We start from the raw sequence: 19,098 nt of genomic DNA, 5'->3' as shown, positions 1-19,098 counted from the left end.
CCGATGAACAGTCTCGTACAGCCAAATCCCGTCCACATCATCCGCAGCGACGACGAAGCCCTCGACGTCGCCCGCGCCTTGGCCGCCGACTTCCGCGCAGGCGCCATCGCCCGCGACCGCGAGCGGCGCCTGCCGTGGGACGAACTAGAACGCTTCAGCCGCTCCGGCCTGTGGGGCATCACCGTGCCGCGCGAGTATGGCGGCGCGGGCGTCTCCCGCGTCACCGTGGCGCGGGTGATCGCCATCATCTCCGCCGCCGACGGCTCGCTGGGGCAGATTCCGCAGAACCATTTCTATGCCATCGAACTGCTGCGGGTGAATGGCAACGACGAGCAGAAAGCCCGCCTGTTCGCCGAGGTGCTGGCCGGCGTGCGCTTCGGCAATGCGCTGGCGGAGATCGGCACCCGTACCGCCCATGATCGCACCACGCGCCTCAAGCGCGAGGACGGCCGCCTGCGCATTCACGGCCGCAAGTTCTACTGTACCGGCGCGCTGTATGCGCAGCGCATTCCGACGCTGGTGATCGATGACGATGGCCTGCAGCAATTCGCCTTCATCCCGCGCGACACCCCGGGCGTCGAGATCATCGACGACTGGTCCGGCTTCGGCCAGCGCACCACCGGCAGCGGCAGCGTGGTGTTCGATGGCGCGCAGGTCGGCGAGGACGACATCGTCTCGTTCCAGGCTGCTTTCGAGCGCCCGACCACCGTTGGCCCTTACGCACAGATTCTGCACGCGGCCATCGATGTCGGCATCGCTCGGGGCGCTTATGAAGACACGCTGACCTTCCTGCGCGAGAAGGCACGGCCGTGGATCGATTCGGGCGTGGACAAGGCCAGCGATGATCCGCTGGCGATCAACGAGGTGGGCCGCCTGGCGATCCGCCTGCATGCCGCCGAAGCGCTGCTGGACCGCTCCGGCCGAGTGCTCGACGCAGCCACCGCCGAGCCGACTGCCGAAAGCGTTGCCGCCGCGTCCATCGCCGTGGCCGAGGCGCGCGCCATTACCACCGAAGTCTCGCTGCTCGCCGGCAGCAAGCTGATCGAACTGGGCGGCAGCCGCGCCAGCCTCGCCGAACTGGGCCTGGATCGCCACTGGCGCAACGCCCGCGTGCACACCCTGCACGACCCGGCGCGCTGGAAGTATTTCGCGGTGGGCAACTACTACCTCAACGGCAAGCTCCCGCCGCGCCGGGGAACCCTATGAGCCAGAAACAGATTCTCCTCAACGCCTTCAGCATGAATTGCGTCGGCCATATCAACCACGGCCTGTGGACCCACCCGCGCGACCGCTCGACGGACTTCAACAGGCTCAGCCACTGGACCGAGCTCGCCCGCCTGCTGGAGAAAGGCCTGTTCGACGGCCTGTTCCTGGCCGATATCCTCGGCGTCTACGACGTCTACCAGAACGGCATCGAGCTCACCGCGAAGGAGGCCATCCAGCTGCCGGTGAACGACCCGCTGATGCTGGTCTCGGCCATGGCCGGCGTTACGCAAAATCTGGGCTTCGGCGTCACCGCCAACCTCACCTACGAGGCACCCTACCCGTTCGCCCGGCGCCTCTCCACACTCGACCATCTGAGCGATGGCCGGGTCGGCTGGAATATCGTCACCGGCTACCTGGAAAGCACCGCCCGCGCCATGGGCCAGGACCGGCAGATCGACCACGACCGCCGCTACGACCGCGCCGACGAATACCTGGAGGTGCTCTACAAGCTCTGGGAAGGCAGCTGGGAAGACGACGCGGTAATCGCCGACCGCCAGCGCCGCCTCTATGCGCAGCCGGGCAAGGTGCACAAGGTCCGCCACCACGGCGAGTTCTTCGACGTCGAGGGCTACCACCTCAGCCAGCCATCGCCGCAGCGCACGCCACTCTTGTTCCAGGCCGGCGCGTCCAATCGCGGGCTCGCCTTCGCAGCACGCCACGCCGAGTGCGTGTTCGTCTCGGCACAGAGCCGTGAAGCCACCCGCGTGCTGGTGGACCGCATCCGCCAGGCGGCAGTGGACGCGGGGCGTCGGCCGGGCGACATCAAGGTGTTCATGGGCATCAACGTCATCGTCGCAGCGACCGAGGCCGAGGCGCGCGACAAGCTCGCCGAGTACCGCCGCTTCGCCAGCGCCGAGGCCGGGCTTGCGCACTTCGCCAGCACCACCGGCATAGACTTCTCGCGCTACGCGCTGGACGAGCCGATCCGCTACGAAAAGACCAATGCCATCGAGTCCGCCACCAAGGCCCTGACCGTGGCCCGTACCGACGCCACCGTGCGCCAGTTGCTGGAACAGTTCACCCTCGGCGGCCGCTACACCACGCTGGTGGGCGACCCGGTGCAGGTAGCGGACGAGCTGCTGGGCTGGATCAACGAGGCGGGCCTGGACGGCTTCAACCTCACCCGCACCGTGGAGCCGGAAAGCTACGCCGACTTCATTGAGCTGGTGGTGCCCGAATTGCAGAACCGCGGCGCCTACAAGACCGCCTACGAGGCCGGCACCCTGCGGGAAAAACTCTTCGGCGCCGGCCGCGCCCGACTGCCCGCGCAGCACGTCGGCGCGAGCTATCGCCAGGCAACCGCCACTGGAGCGACTCCAGCCTTCTCTCTTTAAAAGGCCGTCAGGCTCTAAACCCCATAAGGATTCGTTGCCATGCATGCACGCTTCAAGCTCACCCTCGGCCTCTCGCTGAGCCTCCTCGCCGCCGGCCTCGCCCAGGCCGCCGATACCCTGCGCCTGGGCACCACCGCCGCCTTCGCCCCTCCGCTGGAGGTGGCGGTGAAGGAAGCCGCCGCACAAGGCCTGAAGGTCGAGCTGGTGGAATTCACCGACTGGAATGCACCGAACATCACCCTCGACCACGGCGACATCGATGCCAACTACTTCCAGCACACGCCCTTCCTGGAAAACGCCAACCGCGAAGGCGGGCTGCACCTGAAGGCCTTCGCACCGGGGATCATCAACAACGTCGGCCTGTATTCGACCAAATACAAGGCCATCGCCGACCTGCCCGAGGGCGCCAAGGTCGCCATCGCCAACGACCCCATCAATGGCGGCCGCGGCCTGCAGCTGCTGCAGAAGGCCGGGCTGCTCAAGCTCAAGGATGGAGTGGGCTACAAGGCGACGCTGGACGACATCGTCGCCAACCCCAGGCACATTCAGATCATCGAACTGGAAGCCGTGCAGCTGGTGCGCGCGCTGGATGACGTCGACCTGGCCCAGGGCTACCCGCACTATATCCGCCTGGCCGGCACCATCGATCCGAACAGCGCGCTGCTGTTCGACGGTATCGAGAACAAGGAGTACGTCATCCAGTTCGTCACCCGCGATGACTACAAGGACCCGGACGGCAAGCTGAAGAAATTCGTCGACCTCTACCAGCATTCACCGCAGGTGCGCGCCGCGCTGGACAAGGCCCATGGCTCGCTCTACCAACCCGGCTGGCAGTGAGCGCGCCGACGTTCATCGGTAAGGGTAAATGTCTTCTTCTGCGAAGCCGAGGCGGAGCTTTTTCCCTATCCCCAGCCCTCTCCCTGAAGGGAGAGGGCAACCAGCCTTCTCCGAACTCCAGAACAGGCCCCCACCATGGTCAGCTTCAACCGTAACCTCGAACTCGCCACCCAGCACATCGCCCTGCGCGGCCTGGGCAAGACCTACGCCGGCCACCACGGCCCGGTGGAGGCACTGAGCGATATCGAACTCTCCGTCCGCCGTGGCGAAGTGTTCGGCATCATCGGCCGCAGCGGCGCCGGCAAGAGCTCGCTGATCCGCACCCTCAACCGCCTGGAGCAACCCAGCGTCGGCCAGGTGCTGATCGACGGCGAGGACATCGGCGCCTTCGACGCCCAGCAACTGGTCGGCCTGCGCCGCCGCGTCGGCATGATCTTCCAGCACTTCAACCTGATGTCGGCCAAGACGGTCGCGCAGAACATCGCCCTGCCCCTGCGCGTGGCCGGCGTGCCCAAGGCGCGCATCGCCGAGCGGGTGGACGAACTGCTACAGCTCGTAGGGCTGCAGGACAAGCGCCACGCCTACCCGGCGCAACTCTCCGGCGGGCAGAAGCAGCGCGTCGGCATTGCCCGCGCGCTGGTGCACCAGCCGGAAATCCTGCTCTGCGACGAGGCCACTTCGGCGCTGGACCCGGAGAGCACCCAGGCCATCCTCGCCCTGCTGCGCGACATCAACCGCCGCCTCGGCCTGACCATCGTGCTGATCACCCACGAGATGGCGGTGATCCGGGAAATCTGCGACCGCGTGGTGGTGCTCGAACGGGGCCGCATCGTTGAGCAAGGCGACGTCTGGGAGGTCTTCGGCAACCCGCAGCACGAAGTCAGCCGCACCCTGCTCGGCTCGCTGCAGCAGCACCTGCCGCCGGACCTGCTGGCGCGGCTGGAAAATCCGTCGGACGACGAGGTCATCCTCGACCTGCACTACACCGGTGTACGCGAGCAGGAGCCCGACCTGCTGGCCATTGCCCAGGCACTGGGCAGCCGCATCAGTCTGCTGCACGGCGGCATCGAACGTATTCAGGGCCGCGCCCTTGGTCGCCTGCTGCTGAGCGTCGCCGCGCCCGCAACCAGCGCTGCGCAACTGCTCGAACGCGCCCGCGATGTTGCCGATCGCCTGGAGGTGCTCACCCATGCCTGACCGCCTGCTGCAAGGCCTGCTCGACACTCTGCTGATGATCGGCGCATCCTCGGCCATCGTCCTGCTGGTGGGCATTCCGCTGGCCCTGGTGCTGGTCACCACCGGCCCCGGCGGGATCTTCCAGGCGCGCCTGGTCAACCAGAGCCTGGGCAGCGTGGTCAATGTGCTGCGCTCGATCCCGTTCCTGATCCTGATGGTCGCGCTGATCCCCTTCACCCGTCTGATCGTCGGCACCAGCTACGGCGTCTGGGCCGCGGTCGTGCCGCTGACCATCGCCGCCACGCCGTTCTTCGCGCGCATCGCCGAAGTCAGCCTGCGCGAGGTCGACCACGGCTTGATCGAGGCCGCGCAGGCGATGGGCTGCCAACCCCGGCACATCATCTGGAACGTGCTGCTGCCCGAGGCACGGCCAGGCATCGTCGCCGGCTTCACCATCACCCTGGTGACCATGATCAACTCCTCGGCCATGGCGGGCGCCATCGGTGCTGGCGGCCTCGGCGACCTGGCCTACCGCTACGGCTACCAGCGCTTCGATACACAGGTGATGCTCACCGTGATCATCCTGCTGGTGGCGTTGGTGACCCTGATCCAGTTCGGCGGCGACCGCCTGGCGCGCTGGCTGAACAAGCGGCTGTGACGTTCGTCGGCTGAATCCGCCACGGCCCCGCTCCGACGCGGGTTGCGTCTAACCTGACAACACACCCGCCCCTCCGTGCCCCGGCACAGCTCGTGGATGCGTGGCGTCCCTGTGCTCACTGCGGAGGCGTTCGTCATGGCCAACCCCCTTTCCACCCTGGGTATCGTGCATACCGCCATCAGCCTGGTGCCCCTGGTCGCGGGCATCTGGGCGTTCTATCAGGCGGGGCGCATCGACCCGCGCAGCCGTGTCGGCAGGTGGTATGTCTACGGGATGATCCTCGGCGTGCTGACGGCATTCGGACTCTCCAGTACCGGCGGCTTCAACGCGGGGCACGCCATCGGCATCCTCTGCCTGGTCGCCATTGCGGTGGGCAGCTACGCGCAGCGCGTCGGCGCCCTCGGCGGCCTGGGCGAGTACGTGGAAACGGCGGCGATGAGCTTCAGCTTCTTCCTGATGATGATCCCGACGCTCAACGAATCGCTGTCGCGCCTGCCGCCGTCGAACCCCATCGGCCAGGGTCCGGATTCGCCACCGGTGCAAACAGCGGTGACTATCGCGCTGCTGGTCTTCGTCGTCGGTGTGCTCTACCAGTTCTACCGCATCCATCGTCGGCGGATGCCGCCGGCACGCCCGGCACACTGAGGGTCTATGCTGGCGGTTGTCCTTATCGGAGCTCCGCCATGACCGTCCGCCGCATCGTCGCCAACCTCGCCGCCGGCGAGCCTGCCGAAGTCGCGCGTTTCTATCGCGAACTGTTCGACCTAGAGATCGTGATGGACCACGGCTGGCTGATCACGCTCGCCAGCGGCGAAAGCGCACTCGCGCAGTTGAGCCTGGCCAGCGAAGGGGGCTCCGGCGCGCCGGTGCCAGGCCTGTCCATCGAGGTGGACAATCTCGATGAGGTGTATCAGCGTGCCCAGGCCGCCGGCCACGAGATTGTCTATGCGTTGACCCTCGAGCCCTGGGGCGTGCGGCGGTTCTTCGTGCGCGATCCCCAGGGGACGCTGGTGAACGCACTCCAGCATGTTCATTAAGAAGTGGGTGTGCGAGCAGGCTCGCTCCTACAACTGCCTGTGCGCTACTCCTGCAGGAGCGAGCTTGCTCGCGAATGGCTTCAGCGATTGAGGAAGCCCAACAGATCCGCGTTCACCTGGTCGGCCATGGTGGTGCACATGCCGTGCGACCCGCCCTTGTACACCTTCAGCTCACCTTTCTGCACCAGCTCGACAGAGCGCTGGCCGGCGGCGCCAATGGGCACGATCTGATCGTCATCGCCGTGGAGGATCAGCGCCGGCACGTCGATCTTCTTCAGGTCCTCGGTGTAATCCACTTCGGAGAACTCACGGACGCACAGGTACAAGCCCAGGTGCCCGCCCATCATGCCCTGCAGCCAGAAGTTGTCGATGACTCCCTGGGAAACCTTCACACCCGGCCGGTTGTAGCCGTAGAAAGGTAGCGCCAGGTCCTTGAAGAACTGCGAGCGGTCTTCCTTCACGCCCTTGCGGATGCCGTCGAACACGTCGATCGGCAAACCACCGGGGTTGGCGGCGGTCTTGAGCATCAGCGGCGGCACCGCACCGATCAGCACGGCGCCGGAAAGCCGCTTGGTGCCATGCCGGCCGATGTAGTGCGCCACCTCGCCGCCACCGGTGGAGTGGCCCACCAGTGTGGCGCCCTTGAGGTCAAGTGCCTCGATCACCGCCGCCAGGTCGTCGGCGTAGGTATCCATGTCATTGCCATTGGCCGGCTGGCCCGAGCGTCCATGGCCGCGCCGGTCATGGGCGATGACACGGTAGCCCTTCTGCACCAGGAACAGCATCTGCGCGTCCCAGGCGTCAGCATTGAGCGGCCAGCCATGGGAGAACACCACTGGCTGCCCGCTGCCCCAATCCTTGTAGAAGATCTCGGTGCCATCTTTCGCTTTCACGATGCTCATTTGGGTCGTTTCCTTCAGGGAGTAGTTGAAAAGAAACGCCGCAACTTCAGCGACTGCAAACCGCTCTACGGCGGCCTTGAGCATAGCCAGCACAGTGACGGCGGCAGGTTTCGCCGGCAGCTTTCCGACGAGCGACGGCTCAGCCGATGCCCGCCTCGAACAAACCGCCGAGCCAGTCGGAAAACACCCGCAGGCGCCGCGACATCTGCCGGCGCACTGGATACAGCACGCTGACCGGCAACGGTGGCGGCTGCCAGGCGCGCAGTACTTCGAGCAGCTCACCGCTGGCCAGCCCCTCGCGCAAGTGGTAGCGCGGCGCCTGGATCATCCCGAAACCGGCACGACAGGCGGCGATGTAGGCATCGGCGTTGTTCACCGTGATCCGGCTGGGCAACCGCTGGGTACGCAGTTGGCCGTCGAAGCGGAACTCCAGGTCGAAGATGCGCCCGCTGGAAGCCGACTGATAGTTCACCGCCAAGTGCCCTTCGAGCCGCTGCGGATGCTCGGGCAGCCCGAACTCCTGCGCGTAGGCGCGCCCCACGCAGGTGAGTTGCTCGAGCTCGGCGATACGCCGGCCGACCAGGCTGGAATCCGGCAATTCTCCGGCGCGCAGCACGCAGTCCACCCCCTCGCGAACCAGGTCCACCTGGCGGTCGTTCAGGCTCAGCTCCAGCTCGATCTGCGGGTAGCGCCGGCAGAACTCCGGCAGCGCCGGGATCACCACCAGCCGCCCCAGCGAGCTGGGCAGGTCGATGCGCAGCTTGCCGCGCGGGTTGTCGGGGGAGTCGGAGAAGCAGTTCTCCGCTTCCTCCAGATCCTCCAGCAGGCGCACGCAGCGCTCGTAGTAAGCCTGCCCGTCGGCGGTGACACTCACCTGCCGGGTGGTGCGGCGCAGCAGTTGCACGCCCAGGTGCGTCTCCAATTGCTGGATCAGCTGGGTCACGCTGGCGCGCGGCAGCTGGAGGCTGTCCGCCGCCTTGCCGAAGGCCCTGAGTTCGACGATGCGGGTGTAGACCTGCATGGCCTGCAAGCGGTCCATAACACGCTCCGATTATTCATCCATACCGAATAGTTAAACCGTAATCCGCTGGTTTATCCATGCCAGACAAACAACAAGAATGGTCCTGCCCCTTTCCTCACCTGGAGAATCCCGCATGAAAACCCGTCGCCTGGGCCCGCAAGGCCCCATCGTCTCCGCCATCGGCCTCGGTTGCATGGGCATGTCCGACTTCTACACCACCGGCAGCGATGAAGCCGAATCCATCGCCACCCTGCACCGCGCGCTGGAACTGGGCGTCACGCTGCTCGACACTGCCGACATCTATGGCCCGCACACCAACGAGGAACTGCTCGGCCGCGCCCTGAAGGGCAAGCGCGAACAGGTCTTCCTTGCCACCAAGTTCGGCATCGTGCGCACCCCGGACCAGCCGCAGGTACGCGGCGCCAACGGCAGCCCGGAGTACATCCGCCAGGCCGTGGAAGGCAGCCTGCAGCGCCTGGGCACCGACCACATCGATCTCTACTACCAGCACCGCGTCGACCCGAATGTACCCATCGAGGAAACCGTCGGTGCCATGGCCGAGTTGGTGAAGGCCGGCAAGGTGCGCTTCCTCGGCCTCAGCGAAGCCTCGGCAGAAACCCTGGAGCGCGCGCACCGGGTCCACCCGATCACCGCGCTGCAGAGCGAGTACTCATTGTGGACCCGCGACCCGGAGGAGAACGGCGTGCTGACCGCCTGTGCGCGCCTGGGAGTCGGCTTCGTGCCCTACAGCCCGCTGGGCCGGGGCTTCCTCACCGGTGCGTTGAAGAGCCCCGATGACTTCGCCGAGGATGACTATCGCCGCTCCAGCCCACGCTTCACCGGCGAGAATTTCGCGAAGAACCTGCAACTGGTGGACAAGGTCGCCGAGCTGGCCGCCGCTCGGGGCGTGAAACCCTCGCAACTGGCGCTGGCCTGGGTGCTGGCCCAGGGCGAGCACCTCGTGCCGATCCCGGGCACCAAGCAGCGCAAGTACCTGGAGGAGAACGTCGCCGCCGTGAACCTGGCGCTGACCCAGGCTGAACTGCTCGAACTGGACGCGATCTTCCCGGCCGGCGCCGCCGCCGGCGGACGCTACAGCGAACAGGTGATGGCGCTGATCCAGTAAAAGCTCTGCAGCGGCGCTCCGGTGGACACTCGCAGCGGTTATGCTGACGGGGTCCACCGGAGGCTCCATGCGATTCGTTCCCGCCGCACTGCTCGTACTATCCTTCCTTCCCCTCGCCGCCCACGCGGATGAGGAATGCCAGGTGACGGCCGTCTTCAGCGGCGACCAGTTGAACTGCCAGCGCGCGGACGGTGGCGACACCACCATCCACCTGCGCGGCGTGACCGCTCCGGAACTGGAGCAGCCCTTCGGCCAACGTTCCCGCGCAGCCCTGGTGCAGCTTGCCCTGGGCAAGAGCGCCACCCTCAAGCACGCCGAACCGCTGGCCGACGGCAGCCTGCGCGCGGCGGTGTGGGTCACTCCGGCGGAGTGCCCGAACTGCGGCCACACCCTGGATATCGGCCGCGCCCAGTTGAGCATCGGCCTCGCACGCTGGCGGCAGAGCGACGCGCAGACGTCCGAGGAAGTCGGCCAGTACCAGTTCGAGGAACACGAAGCCAAGGCGCGCCGAATCAACCTCTGGCGCAAGCCCTGAAGTCAATTGCTGACATAGTGCTGCAGGATGCGCCGATCCTCGCCCTCTTCCACCAGGGTCTTGAGCATCTGCGCATAGCGACGGACGAAACCCTCGTCCTGGGTGCGCTTGCTGAACGCGACCTCCGCCGACTCCGCTGACACCACCACGCCCGTAGGTTCGATGCGCCCCGCCAGGCCCAGTTGCTGAAGCTCATACTGGCCGCTGTGCTCGTCGGCGATGATGCCGTCGATGCGCCCCTTGTCGACCATATGCCAGAGGTTGCTGCGGTTTGGGTTGAAGAACACACGCGCGGCGTAGTCCGGATCGGCCATCAGTTGGCGGAAGGGTTCGCCGTAGGACACATCGATCTGTGCGCCGAGACGGAAGCCGCTGCCGGCCAGATCGGACAGCTGCTGCAGGCTGTCGCGCTGGGGCAAACCGCGTCGGACAAAGAGGATGTTGCGCGAGGGCGGCAACAGGGCACCGGAGAACCAGGCATAGACCTCGCGCTCGGGCTTGCGGAAGGCGCCGGGCAACACGTCGAGGCGGCCCAGCTCCAGCTCCTTCAACGCCCGCGCCCAGGGCAGCTTGACCATGCGCACCTGGCAACCCAGGCGCTCCAGCACGGCACGGTTCAGCTCGACGTAGAGACCTCCGATGCGGCCGTCGGGCAACTGCATGCTGAACGGCGGGTCGTCATCCCAGCGCAGTGACTTTTCGCAGGCAGCCAGCGGCAAGCTGGCCAGCGCCAGGCCCAGCAGGACCAGGCGCTTGAAGCGCACACGCAGGAGCAACGGCAGGCGAACGGCTCGCGATGGCAATATCTCGACTCACAGCGGGAGAAGACGGACGCCGCAGTGTATTGAACCCCATGCCCGCGTGACCAGCGGTGATCGGGTTCGGACGTTCGTCCCGTTTCGCTCACTGCCAGCCGTAGCGCCGCGCGAACCAGCCCTTCACCGCCTGGGTCAGCGCCATGTAGCCCAGCAGGATGGCCACCAGCCAAGGCCAGTAACCCAGCGGCAACGCCTCCATGCGGAAGGAGTGCGCCAGCGGTCCCATGGGCAGGAAGATCGCCACCGCGACGATCACCAGGGTCATGCCCAGCAGCGGCCAGGCGGCGCGGCTTTGCAGGAAGGGAATGCGTCGGGTGCGGATCATGTGCACCACCAGCAGTTGCGAGATCAGTCCCTCGACGAACCAGCCGGACTGGAACAGCGTCTGGTGCACGGGTGAGTTCGCACCGAACACATGCCAGAGCACGAGGAAGGTGGCGATGTCGAAGATCGAACTGATCGGCCCGAAGAACACCATGAAACGCCCCAGCCCGTCCGGGTTCCATTGCTGCGGTTTGCGCAGCAGCTCGTCGTCGACATGGTCGAAGGGAATGGCGACCTGCGACAGGTCGTAGAGCAGGTTCTGCACCAGCAGCTGCAGCGGCAGCATCGGCAGGAACGGAATGAAGGCACTGGCCACCAGCACGCTGAACACGTTGCCGAAGTTGGAGCTGGCGGTCATGCGGATGTACTTGAGCATGTTGGCGAAGGTGCGGCGACCTTCGATGACGCCCTCCTCCAGGACCATCAGGCTCTTTTCCAGGAGGATCAGGTCGGCGGCTTCCTTGGCGATGTCCACCGCCGAATCCACCGAGATGCCGATGTCCGCCGTGCGCAGCGCCGGAGCGTCGTTGATGCCGTCGCCGAGGAAGCCGACCACATGGCCGCGCTCGCGCAGCACGCGCACCAGGCGCTCCTTGTGACTGGGGGTGAGCTTGGCGAACAGCGTGGTGCGCTCGGCCAGTTCGCCCAGCGCGGTATCGTCCAGTTCGTCCAGCTGCGGGCCGAGCAGCACACCCTCGACCACCAGGCCCACATCACGGCAGACCTTGAGGCTTACCCGGTCGTTGTCGCCGGTCAGCACCTTCACGGCCACGCCGTTCTGTGCCAGCGCGCGCAGCGCCGGGGCGGTGGTTTCCTTGGGCGGATCGAGGAAGGCGATGTAGCCGGCCAGGCACAGCCGGCTCTCGTCCGCCACGCCGTAGGTATCGCGGGTCGGCGGCAACTCGCGAGTGGCGACGGCGACCACCCGCAAGCCTTCCTGGTTGAGCTCGTCGGCCACCGCGCGAATGCTGTCCAGGCGGGCACCGGTCAGCGGCTCGATACCCTCGGCGGTCTCCACCGATTCGCACACCGCCAGCACTTCTTCCAGCGCGCCCTTGCAGATCAGCAGGTGGTTGTCCTCGCGTTCACTGACCACCACCGACATGCGCCGGCGGGCGAAGTCGAAGGGAATCTCGTCGAGCTTGCGGAAGCGGCTGTCCACCTTGAGCGCATGGCGCAGCTCGACGTGTTCGAGCACGGCGACGTCCAGCAGGTTCTTCAGGCCGGTCTGGTAGTGGCTGTTGAGGAAGGCCAGTTGCAGCACGCGGTCCTGCACCTGGCCGAAGGCGTCGGTGTGGCGTTCGAGGACGATGCGGTCCTGGGTCAGGGTACCGGTCTTGTCGGTGCAGAGGATGTCCATCGCGCCGAAGTTCTGGATGGCGTCCAGACGCTTGACGATCACCTTGCGCCTGCTGAGCACCACCGCGCCCTTGGCCAGGGTCGAGGTGACGATCATCGGAAGCATTTCCGGGGTCAGGCCGACGGCGATGGACAGCGCGAACAGCGCGGCCTCCAGCCATTCACCCTTGGTGAAGCCATTGATCAGCAGGACCACCGGCGCCATCACCAGCATGAAGCGGATCAGCAGCCAACTGACGCGGTTCACCCCGGTCTGGAACGCGGTCGGCGTCGGATCGCTGGCGATCACTCGCTCGGCAAGGGAGCCGAAGTAAGTGCGCGTGCCGGTGCCGATCACCACCGCCAGGGCGGAGCCGCTGACCACCGTGGTGCCCATGAAGCACAGGCTGTCGCGCTCCAGCGGATTGCCCTGGCGGGCATCGCGCAGCTGAGCGAACTTCTCGACCGGCAGGGATTCGCCGGTCAGTGCAGCCTGGCCGACGAAGAGGTCCTTGGCGCTCAGCAGGCGCACGTCCGCCGGCACCATGTCGCCAGCCGACAGCCACAGCACATCGCCGGGCACCAGTTGACGGATCGGCACCTCCACGCGCAGCGCGGGGCCATCGTCCTCGGCGCTGCGGAATACCGTGGCGGTGTTGCTGACCATCGCCTTGAGCTTTTCGGCGGCCCGGTTGGAGCGCTTCTCCTGGATGAAACGCAGCAACGTGGAAATAGCCACCATGCTGCCGATCACCACGGCGGCCTCGACGTCCTCGGTAAGCCAGGAGATGGTCGCCAGCACGGTGAGCAGCAGGTTGAAGGGATTGCAGTAGCAGTACCACAGGTGCATCCAGGCGCCGATCGGCCGGTCCTGGTCGACCTCGTTCAGCCCGTCGCGCTGGCGGCGTTCCTCTGCCTCGGTTTCGCTGAGGCCCTCGCGCCGGCTTTCCAGGCGTTCCAGCACAGAGGCGGACTCCAGCGCGGACCACTCCAGCAGGCTCGCGGTCAGCGCATTGGACGCCTGGCGCCCGACGGCGGCTCCCCGCAGCAGGTCGCGCGCGGCCAGCCGGCGCAATTGACGGGCCGGGAAGCCCTTGTTGATGAATTCGAGCAGGTGGGTCCTGATGAGGTCCAGGCGCATGATGACTCTCCCCTTGTGCGCCACGTCGTCCGGCGGCGGGGGAAGTCTGTGCCGGCTACCTTAAGGGGCCATGAAGGCTGGCGGGGCCGGGGCGGAAGAGTCGGCAGCAACGCTGCCGACTGCACTCAGAAGTCGCGCTTGTAGAAGATATCCAGCGAACTGGCCAGGCCGCTGGCGGCCTCCAGGTAGACCTTCTTGCTCAGCAGGTAGCGCAGCGCGATGGTGTTGGCCGGCTCGAACACGCCCACGCCATAACGCAGGCTGAGACGGTCGGAGAGCTGGCCGCTGGCGACCACGCTGGTGCTGTTGCCGGTGCCCTCGGTGTCCAGCTGGAAGTCCTGGATACCCAGCCTCTGCGCCACCTCGCCGGTCAATGGCGCACTGCCCGCCAGACCGAGCGCCAGGGCCGCCTCGCCCAGCATGTTGCTGTCCTCGCCGCTGGACATCGGCCGCCCCAGCACCAGGTAGGACAGCGCCTGCTGCTGGCTCATGGCGGGCTCGGAGAACACCTCGCTGCGCGGCTGCTCGGCATTGCCGGTGAGGCGCAGGCCGGCCACCACGTCGTCGACCTTGCGGATCGCCTCGACGTCGAGGAAAGGCTGGTCGATGGGCCCGGCGAACAGCAGCCGCGCTCGGCGGATGATCAGCTTCTGGCCGTAGGCACGGTAGCGGCCGTTGTTCAGGCGCAACTCGCCACGGGTGTCCATGTTGTCGCCGATGTGCACCTGGCCGGCCAGTTCGGCATTCAGGCCGAAGCCGCTGAAGGTCAGCTTGTCGCTGCCGACCTTGACGTCGATGTCCATGTTCAGCGCCAAGGCGCTCCTGGGTTCCTGCTTCGCGCCGACGATCACGGTGTCGTCGGAGACCTTGACCGTGGACGGCGGCAACTGGCGAATGGTGATGGCGCCACGCGGCACCTGCACCGAACCGGAGACCGCGAGCTTCTCACCCGCCATCTGCACGCTGAGGTCCGGTTCCACCTCCAGGTTGGCGTAAGGCTCCACGGTGACCGGCAAACGATTGCCGCGCAGCTTCACGTCGACATCCAGGCCACTGGCCCAGGCGATGCGTCCGGACAGGCTGCCGTTGCCGTTCTCGCCCGCCTTCCAGTCGCCACTCAGGTCGACCTGCTCGCCGGCGATCCGCGCGGTGACCTGCAACTGCTCGAAGCGCGTCGGCAGATCGCCACCGGAAATTTCGCCGTCACTCAGGCGCAGTTCGCCGTCCACCCGGGGCGCCAGCAGGCCGCCGGAAATCTGCCCGCTGCCATTGAGATGGCCTTTCAGGGTTTCCACCATGGGCGCGAACGGCCGGGCCAGGGAGATATCCAGGCCATTGAGGCTGAAGGTGCCGTTGACCGGCTTGTTCTTCGGGCGCGGATCGAGCTGGACCTGGGCCTGCAGGCTGCCGAGCTTGTCGCCCTGGAACTGCAGGTTGGTGTCGATGCGCCGTGGCGTCAGGCGACTTTCCAGCTGCAGGCGCTGGTAGGGGAAGTCGACCCATTCCTCCTGCTCCTTGATGCGCAGGGTGCCGTTATTGGCATTGATCAGGATCGAACCGTTCGGCCCGCTGCCAGGCAGGTCGAGCTGCACGTCGCCGTCGAGCTTGCCCTTCCAGGCAAAGTCTTCCGGCAGCCAGCGCGCCAGGCTGTCCAGCGGGAACTCGCGCAGGTGCATGCGCAGGCGCGGGTCGGGCATCAGGCGCTGGTCTTCCATGCACAGGCTGGCCGGGCCGGAGGCCCAGCAATGGGCGCCAAGGTTGATGCGCCCGTCCGCCAGACGCTCCAGGCGCGCCGGCTGCTGCAGGCGCCAGTCCTGTCCGCCGCTCTGTATGTCGCCTTTCGCGAGGCGTCCGCGCCAGTCCTTGCCGTTCCAGTTGCCGTCCAGGCCGAGGTCGAGCACCACCGGTTTGCCTTGCAGGTTCAGGGCAAGCTGCTGGCGCTTGAGATCGCCGCTGCCGTCCAGCTTGAGCACGCCGAAATCCGTATCGCCGCTGCGCAGGCCCTGGGCCGTCAGGTTGACCCGGCCGCGCTGGGCGGCATCCAGGGAGGCGGTCAGGTCCAGCGTGCGCAGGCCCTGGTCGGCGTAGGCGACGCGCTGGCCGTCGAGCTTGAGCTGCCCCTGCGGCGCCTGCAGCGTGCCGGCAAGATCGAGCTGGCCGCTGACCTTGCCGAACAATTGCGGCCACAACTGGCCCAGGCGATTCAGCGCGATATCCAGGCGGCCGGACAACCGCTGGTCCAGCGCAGCCTGCCCGCTGATGCGGTTGTCGCCCAGTTGCAGCGTCAGTCCATCGACCTTCCACGCCTGACCAGCCGCCACGGCATTTGCCTTGAAAATGGCTGGCTGGCCGCGCAGGCGCCCCTGCAGGTCGAGGTTGGCATCAAGGTTCAACGCGTCGCCCTTGAGCGAGCCCTTGCTGCGCAGCGGCCCGCCAAGGCGGCCGGGCATCTCCTCCAGCCAGTAGGCCGGGTCGAGGTCGGACAGGCCGAGGGCCGCATCCCAGGTCACCGCGTCGGCGAAGCCGACCTTCAGGTGTCCTTCGGCCTTGCCCTGCCCCGCCACCAGTTTCAGCGACGGCAGGAAGACTTCCGAGAGGTTGCCCGACACCGGGCTGGCCAGGGTGAAATCGCCGGCAGGCCCCTTGAAGGCGCCATCGAAGTTGCCCAGGTAGGCACCCTCGCTGTAGCTCACTTCGGCTTTGAAGGTATGCACACTCACCGGCGGCTCGTCGATGGCCGGATACAGGCGGCGCCAGGGGAAGTCGAGCCAGTCGAGCTGAGCGTTGGCAGCGAAGGCATCCTTCCAGTCGAGCCGGCCGGTCAGCGCCACGCGCTGGTCCTTGGCGGCACTCAGGTCCAGCGCGGCGATATCCGCGCCCTGGGCGTCGACACGGCCGCGCAGCGTCAGTACCACCGGGCTTTGCTCGGCGGGCAACACGGCAGCGCCGGCCAGTTGGTAGCCATCCTTGAGATTGCCGCTGGCGTTCAGGCGCAATTGATTCAGCGTCAGGGTATCGGGCAGCGAGGCGTCCGCCTTGAAGCCGTCGGCAATGACCAGTGCGGTGGCCGGCAGGTTCTCCGCCAGCGGTTGCAGGTCACCTTCCAGGGTGCCGTTCAGATAGCCACTGCTCTGCGCCTGCAACTTCAGGTGGCCCATCAGCTCGCCACTGGCCTGCAGTTGCAGGGTCCAGGGTTTCTCGCCCGGCGCCGGCAGGCCGAGAGTGCCCTCGGCCTCCAGCGGCCAGCCCTGCGTGGGTTTCAGCAAGCCCTTGAGCGACAGGTTCAGGCCATCGCGGACGAGCTTTACCGAGTCGATATGCAGGCCTTCACGGTCCCAGTGCGCCGCCAGTTCGGCGTCGCGCAGCTGTTCCTGGCCATCCAGCAGGAAGCGACCAATACGGATGTCACCCAGCTCCAGCGACAGCGGCAGGCTCAGGTCGGGCAACTCGATTGGGCCGGAGGACTCGCTCGGCTCGCTTGGCGGCAGGGTCAGCAGCACTTCGTTGGCCACCACCTTGTGCAGGCACAGGGTCATGCGCAGCAGGCAGGCAGGCGACCAGTCGATCTGCGGCTGATCGAGCACCAGATGCGTTGCACCATCGCTCCACTCCAGGCGCTTGGCGCTGAAACCGCCGGCGAGGCGACCGTCGAATCCTTCCACGTTCAGGCCCGGCACCCAGCTCAACACTGCACGGCTGCCGGCTGGAGTGCCGAGCAAGGCAGCCACGGCGATAACCAGCAGCAGAATCAGCCCGAGCAGGCCGCCCAGGCTCCAGCGCAGTGCGCGCATCCAGCCCACGCGACTCACAACTCAGGCCCCATGGAGAAGTGCAGGCGGATGCCGCCGTCCTCATCCAGGCCGTCGGCGAGGTCCAGGCGCAGCGGGCCGACCGGGGAAATCCAGCGGATGCCGATCCCGACGCCAGTCTTGATCGAGGGGAAGTCCAGCGAGTTGAAGGAGTTGCCCTGGTCGACGAAGGCGGCGATGCGCCAGCGCTCGGCGATGGGATACTGGTATTCGACGCTGCCGGCGACCATGTAGCGGCCGCCAATGCGGTCGCCATCGGAATTCTTCGGCGACAGCGTCTGGTAGTCGTAGCCACGCACGCTCTGGTCGCCGCCGGCGAAAAAGCGCAGCGACGGCGGGATCGCGCTGTAGTCATTGGTGGCGATGCCGCCGACCTGGATGCGTCCAAGCAAGCGCTGCCCTCCCCAGAAACTGGTCACGCCCTTGGCCATGGCGTTGATGTGCGCCACATCGGCGTCCGCCAGCAGACCTTCCTTGGCGCCCTTCACTTCGAACTGCAGGCGGTAGCCCTTGCCAGGGTCGATCTTGTTGTCGGCTTCGAGGATCGAGTAGCCGATCCCCGGCATCAGGAAGCTGCTCAGGCCCGAATCGTCACCCAGCTTGTATTCCTCGCGCTGCCAGTTCAGCGAGACGACCCGCTGCCAGCCGCTGTCGAGCTTGTGGTGCCACTCGCCACCGAGCGTGAGCAGCTTGCTCTCGGTGTCCACCAGGTCTTCGTACTGGTAGCCGCTGGTGAAGCGCAGCTTGTCGGTGAGCGGCGGGTCCAGCGGGATCTCGTACCAGGCGCCGACGTTCTGCCGGGGCGCGGAAACTTCCGCCTCGAAGCCCAGGCTGTGGCCCTGCGGGTTGACCCAGTGACGGGTCCAGGTCGCCCGTGCGCGCGGCCCCACGTCCGTCGAGAAGCCGAGGCCAAGCCCCATGGTGCGCGGCTTGCGCGCTTCCAGGTGAACGTGCACCGGCACCACCTCGCCATCGGCATTGGTCGGTGCAGCGTCGACCCGCACGCCATCGAAATAGCCGCTGGATTGCAGAGCCTGGTTGAGATCGGCGATCTGCTCGGAATCGTAGTCGCTGCCTTCCTTGAACGGCACCATGCGCTGCAGCAGGTCCTCGTCGAAGGGGAAATCGCCGGCGAAGTCGACCTTGCCCAGCCGGTAGCGCGGCCCGCTGGCGTAGACCAGCTCGATATCCGCCACACCCGCCTCGGGGTCGATGCGCAACTGCTGCTGGGTGAACTGCCCGCGGAAGAAACCGAAGCGCGAAGCCTGGTTCTGGATCAGCCGCTTGGCGTCCTCGTAGGCGCCGTGGTTGAGTTGCGCGCCAGGCTTCAGGGAATCCCCGCCGGGAACGCGGAAGCTCTTGAGCTTGGCGGCCGGCCCGTCAACTCGCACCGTCACATTACGCAGGTGCACGGGCTCGCCTGGCCGCACATTGATCCGCAGCGTGGGCACCTTGTCATCGGTCACCCGGCCACGGATCCGCGCCTGGTAGTAACCCAAAGCCTGGGCGGCCTTCTGCGCCTGCTCCACGGCATTGCGCCGGAATCTTTGCAGGGCCGCCTGATCACGCTCGCCAAGGCTGCCCACATAGGCCTCGATATTGGCCTTGAGCGCAGCGTTGGCGGGGGTGACACGAACGTCGAGATGGGCTTCGACCGCCAGCGCCCTCTGCAAGCAGAAGGCCATTACCAGCAGCAGCCCAAGCAATCCTTGGACAACTCTCATGGCGCGAAATGCTAGCACGGGTTTTCCCCGCGATGCCTCACCCTAGAGCGTA

The 19,098-nt window shown here is 66.6% G+C and carries 15 protein-coding genes; 9 read left to right on the top strand and 6 right to left on the bottom strand.

Annotated features, from left to right (window positions below; translation table 11 throughout):
- Positions 1-3: 3 nt before the first annotated feature.
- The 7 genes from GJV37_RS09625 to GJV37_RS09595 all read left to right on the top strand — a co-directional run bounded on the left by GJV37_RS09625 (position 4) and on the right by GJV37_RS09595 (position 6,308).
- Positions 4-1,206: an SfnB family sulfur acquisition oxidoreductase gene (locus tag GJV37_RS09625; protein ID WP_084357621.1), complete on the top strand. Its 1,203-nt coding sequence runs from the start codon at positions 4-6 to the stop codon at positions 1,204-1,206.
- Positions 1,203-2,600, top strand: coding sequence for an LLM class flavin-dependent oxidoreductase (locus GJV37_RS09620; protein WP_193452381.1), 1,398 nt, complete (start codon positions 1,203-1,205; stop codon positions 2,598-2,600). Before GJV37_RS09625 ends, GJV37_RS09620 begins: the two co-directional genes overlap by 4 nt.
- Positions 2,601-2,639: 39 nt before the next feature.
- Complete coding sequence (locus tag GJV37_RS09615; RefSeq protein WP_037015040.1) at positions 2,640-3,437, top strand: MetQ/NlpA family ABC transporter substrate-binding protein; 798 nt, start codon at positions 2,640-2,642, stop codon at positions 3,435-3,437.
- Positions 3,438-3,572: 135 nt separating this feature from the next.
- Positions 3,573-4,634 (top strand): methionine ABC transporter ATP-binding protein, encoded by a 1,062-nt coding sequence (locus tag GJV37_RS09610; RefSeq protein WP_024765494.1) that lies wholly within the window; start codon positions 3,573-3,575, stop codon positions 4,632-4,634.
- Positions 4,597-5,271 (top strand): methionine ABC transporter permease, encoded by a 675-nt coding sequence (locus GJV37_RS09605; RefSeq protein WP_162483998.1) that lies wholly within the window; start codon positions 4,597-4,599, stop codon positions 5,269-5,271. Before GJV37_RS09610 ends, GJV37_RS09605 begins: the two co-directional genes overlap by 38 nt.
- A 135-nt stretch (positions 5,272-5,406) precedes the next feature.
- A complete protein-coding gene (locus GJV37_RS09600; RefSeq protein ID WP_037015035.1) occupies positions 5,407-5,916 on the top strand; it encodes a hypothetical protein in 510 nt (169 codons plus the stop codon).
- A gap of 38 nt (positions 5,917-5,954) precedes the next feature.
- Positions 5,955-6,308 (top strand): VOC family protein, encoded by a 354-nt coding sequence (locus tag GJV37_RS09595; protein WP_024765497.1) that lies wholly within the window; start codon positions 5,955-5,957, stop codon positions 6,306-6,308.
- An 80-nt stretch (positions 6,309-6,388) separates the two neighbouring features.
- On the opposite strand, the gene GJV37_RS09590 is transcribed toward GJV37_RS09595, so the two are convergent.
- Together GJV37_RS09590 and GJV37_RS09585 are read right to left on the bottom strand one after the other, a co-directional pair.
- Positions 6,389-7,210: an alpha/beta fold hydrolase gene (locus GJV37_RS09590; RefSeq protein ID WP_024765498.1), complete on the bottom strand. Its 822-nt coding sequence runs from the start codon at positions 7,208-7,210 to the stop codon at positions 6,389-6,391.
- 139 nt (positions 7,211-7,349) lie between these two features.
- The gene (locus GJV37_RS09585) at positions 7,350-8,249 is read right to left on the bottom strand and encodes a LysR family transcriptional regulator (protein ID WP_024765499.1); all 900 of its coding nucleotides are present in this window, start codon (positions 8,247-8,249) and stop codon (positions 7,350-7,352) included.
- A gap of 115 nt (positions 8,250-8,364) precedes the next feature.
- Between GJV37_RS09585 and GJV37_RS09580 the strand changes: the two genes are divergently transcribed.
- Positions 8,365-9,357: an aldo/keto reductase gene (locus GJV37_RS09580; RefSeq protein WP_170859864.1), complete on the top strand. Its 993-nt coding sequence runs from the start codon at positions 8,365-8,367 to the stop codon at positions 9,355-9,357.
- Between the two features lie 67 nt (positions 9,358-9,424).
- Positions 9,425-9,892 carry a thermonuclease family protein gene (locus tag GJV37_RS09575; RefSeq protein ID WP_170859863.1) on the top strand — a complete coding sequence of 156 codons (468 nt, stop codon included), beginning with the start codon at positions 9,425-9,427 and terminating at the stop codon, positions 9,890-9,892.
- A gap of 2 nt (positions 9,893-9,894) precedes the next feature.
- Here GJV37_RS09575 and GJV37_RS09570 read toward each other — a convergent pair whose 3' ends face one another.
- The 4 genes from GJV37_RS09570 to GJV37_RS09555 form a co-directional block, all read right to left on the bottom strand.
- On the bottom strand, positions 9,895-10,695 hold the full coding sequence (locus GJV37_RS09570) for a substrate-binding periplasmic protein (RefSeq protein WP_205896513.1): 801 nt from the start codon (positions 10,693-10,695) through the stop codon (positions 9,895-9,897).
- Positions 10,696-10,795: 100 nt separating this feature from the next.
- Positions 10,796-13,513 (bottom strand): magnesium-translocating P-type ATPase, encoded by a 2,718-nt coding sequence (gene mgtA / locus GJV37_RS09565; protein ID WP_170859862.1) that lies wholly within the window; start codon positions 13,511-13,513, stop codon positions 10,796-10,798.
- Positions 13,514-13,638: 125 nt separating this feature from the next.
- The gene (locus tag GJV37_RS09560) at positions 13,639-17,304 is read right to left on the bottom strand and encodes a translocation/assembly module TamB domain-containing protein (RefSeq protein WP_193452380.1); all 3,666 of its coding nucleotides are present in this window, start codon (positions 17,302-17,304) and stop codon (positions 13,639-13,641) included.
- 14 nt (positions 17,305-17,318) lie between these two features.
- Positions 17,319-19,046, bottom strand: coding sequence for an autotransporter assembly complex protein TamA (locus tag GJV37_RS09555; protein WP_084357613.1), 1,728 nt, complete (start codon positions 19,044-19,046; stop codon positions 17,319-17,321).
- Positions 19,047-19,098: the final 52 nt, after the last annotated feature.

Source organism: Pseudomonas nitroreducens (genome assembly GCF_010994165.1).
Taxonomy (GTDB): Bacteria; Pseudomonadota; Gammaproteobacteria; order Pseudomonadales; family Pseudomonadaceae; genus Pseudomonas; species Pseudomonas nitroreducens.
Note: the sequence above shows the minus strand (reverse complement) of the source record. Positions and strands in the feature narration are given on the sequence as shown.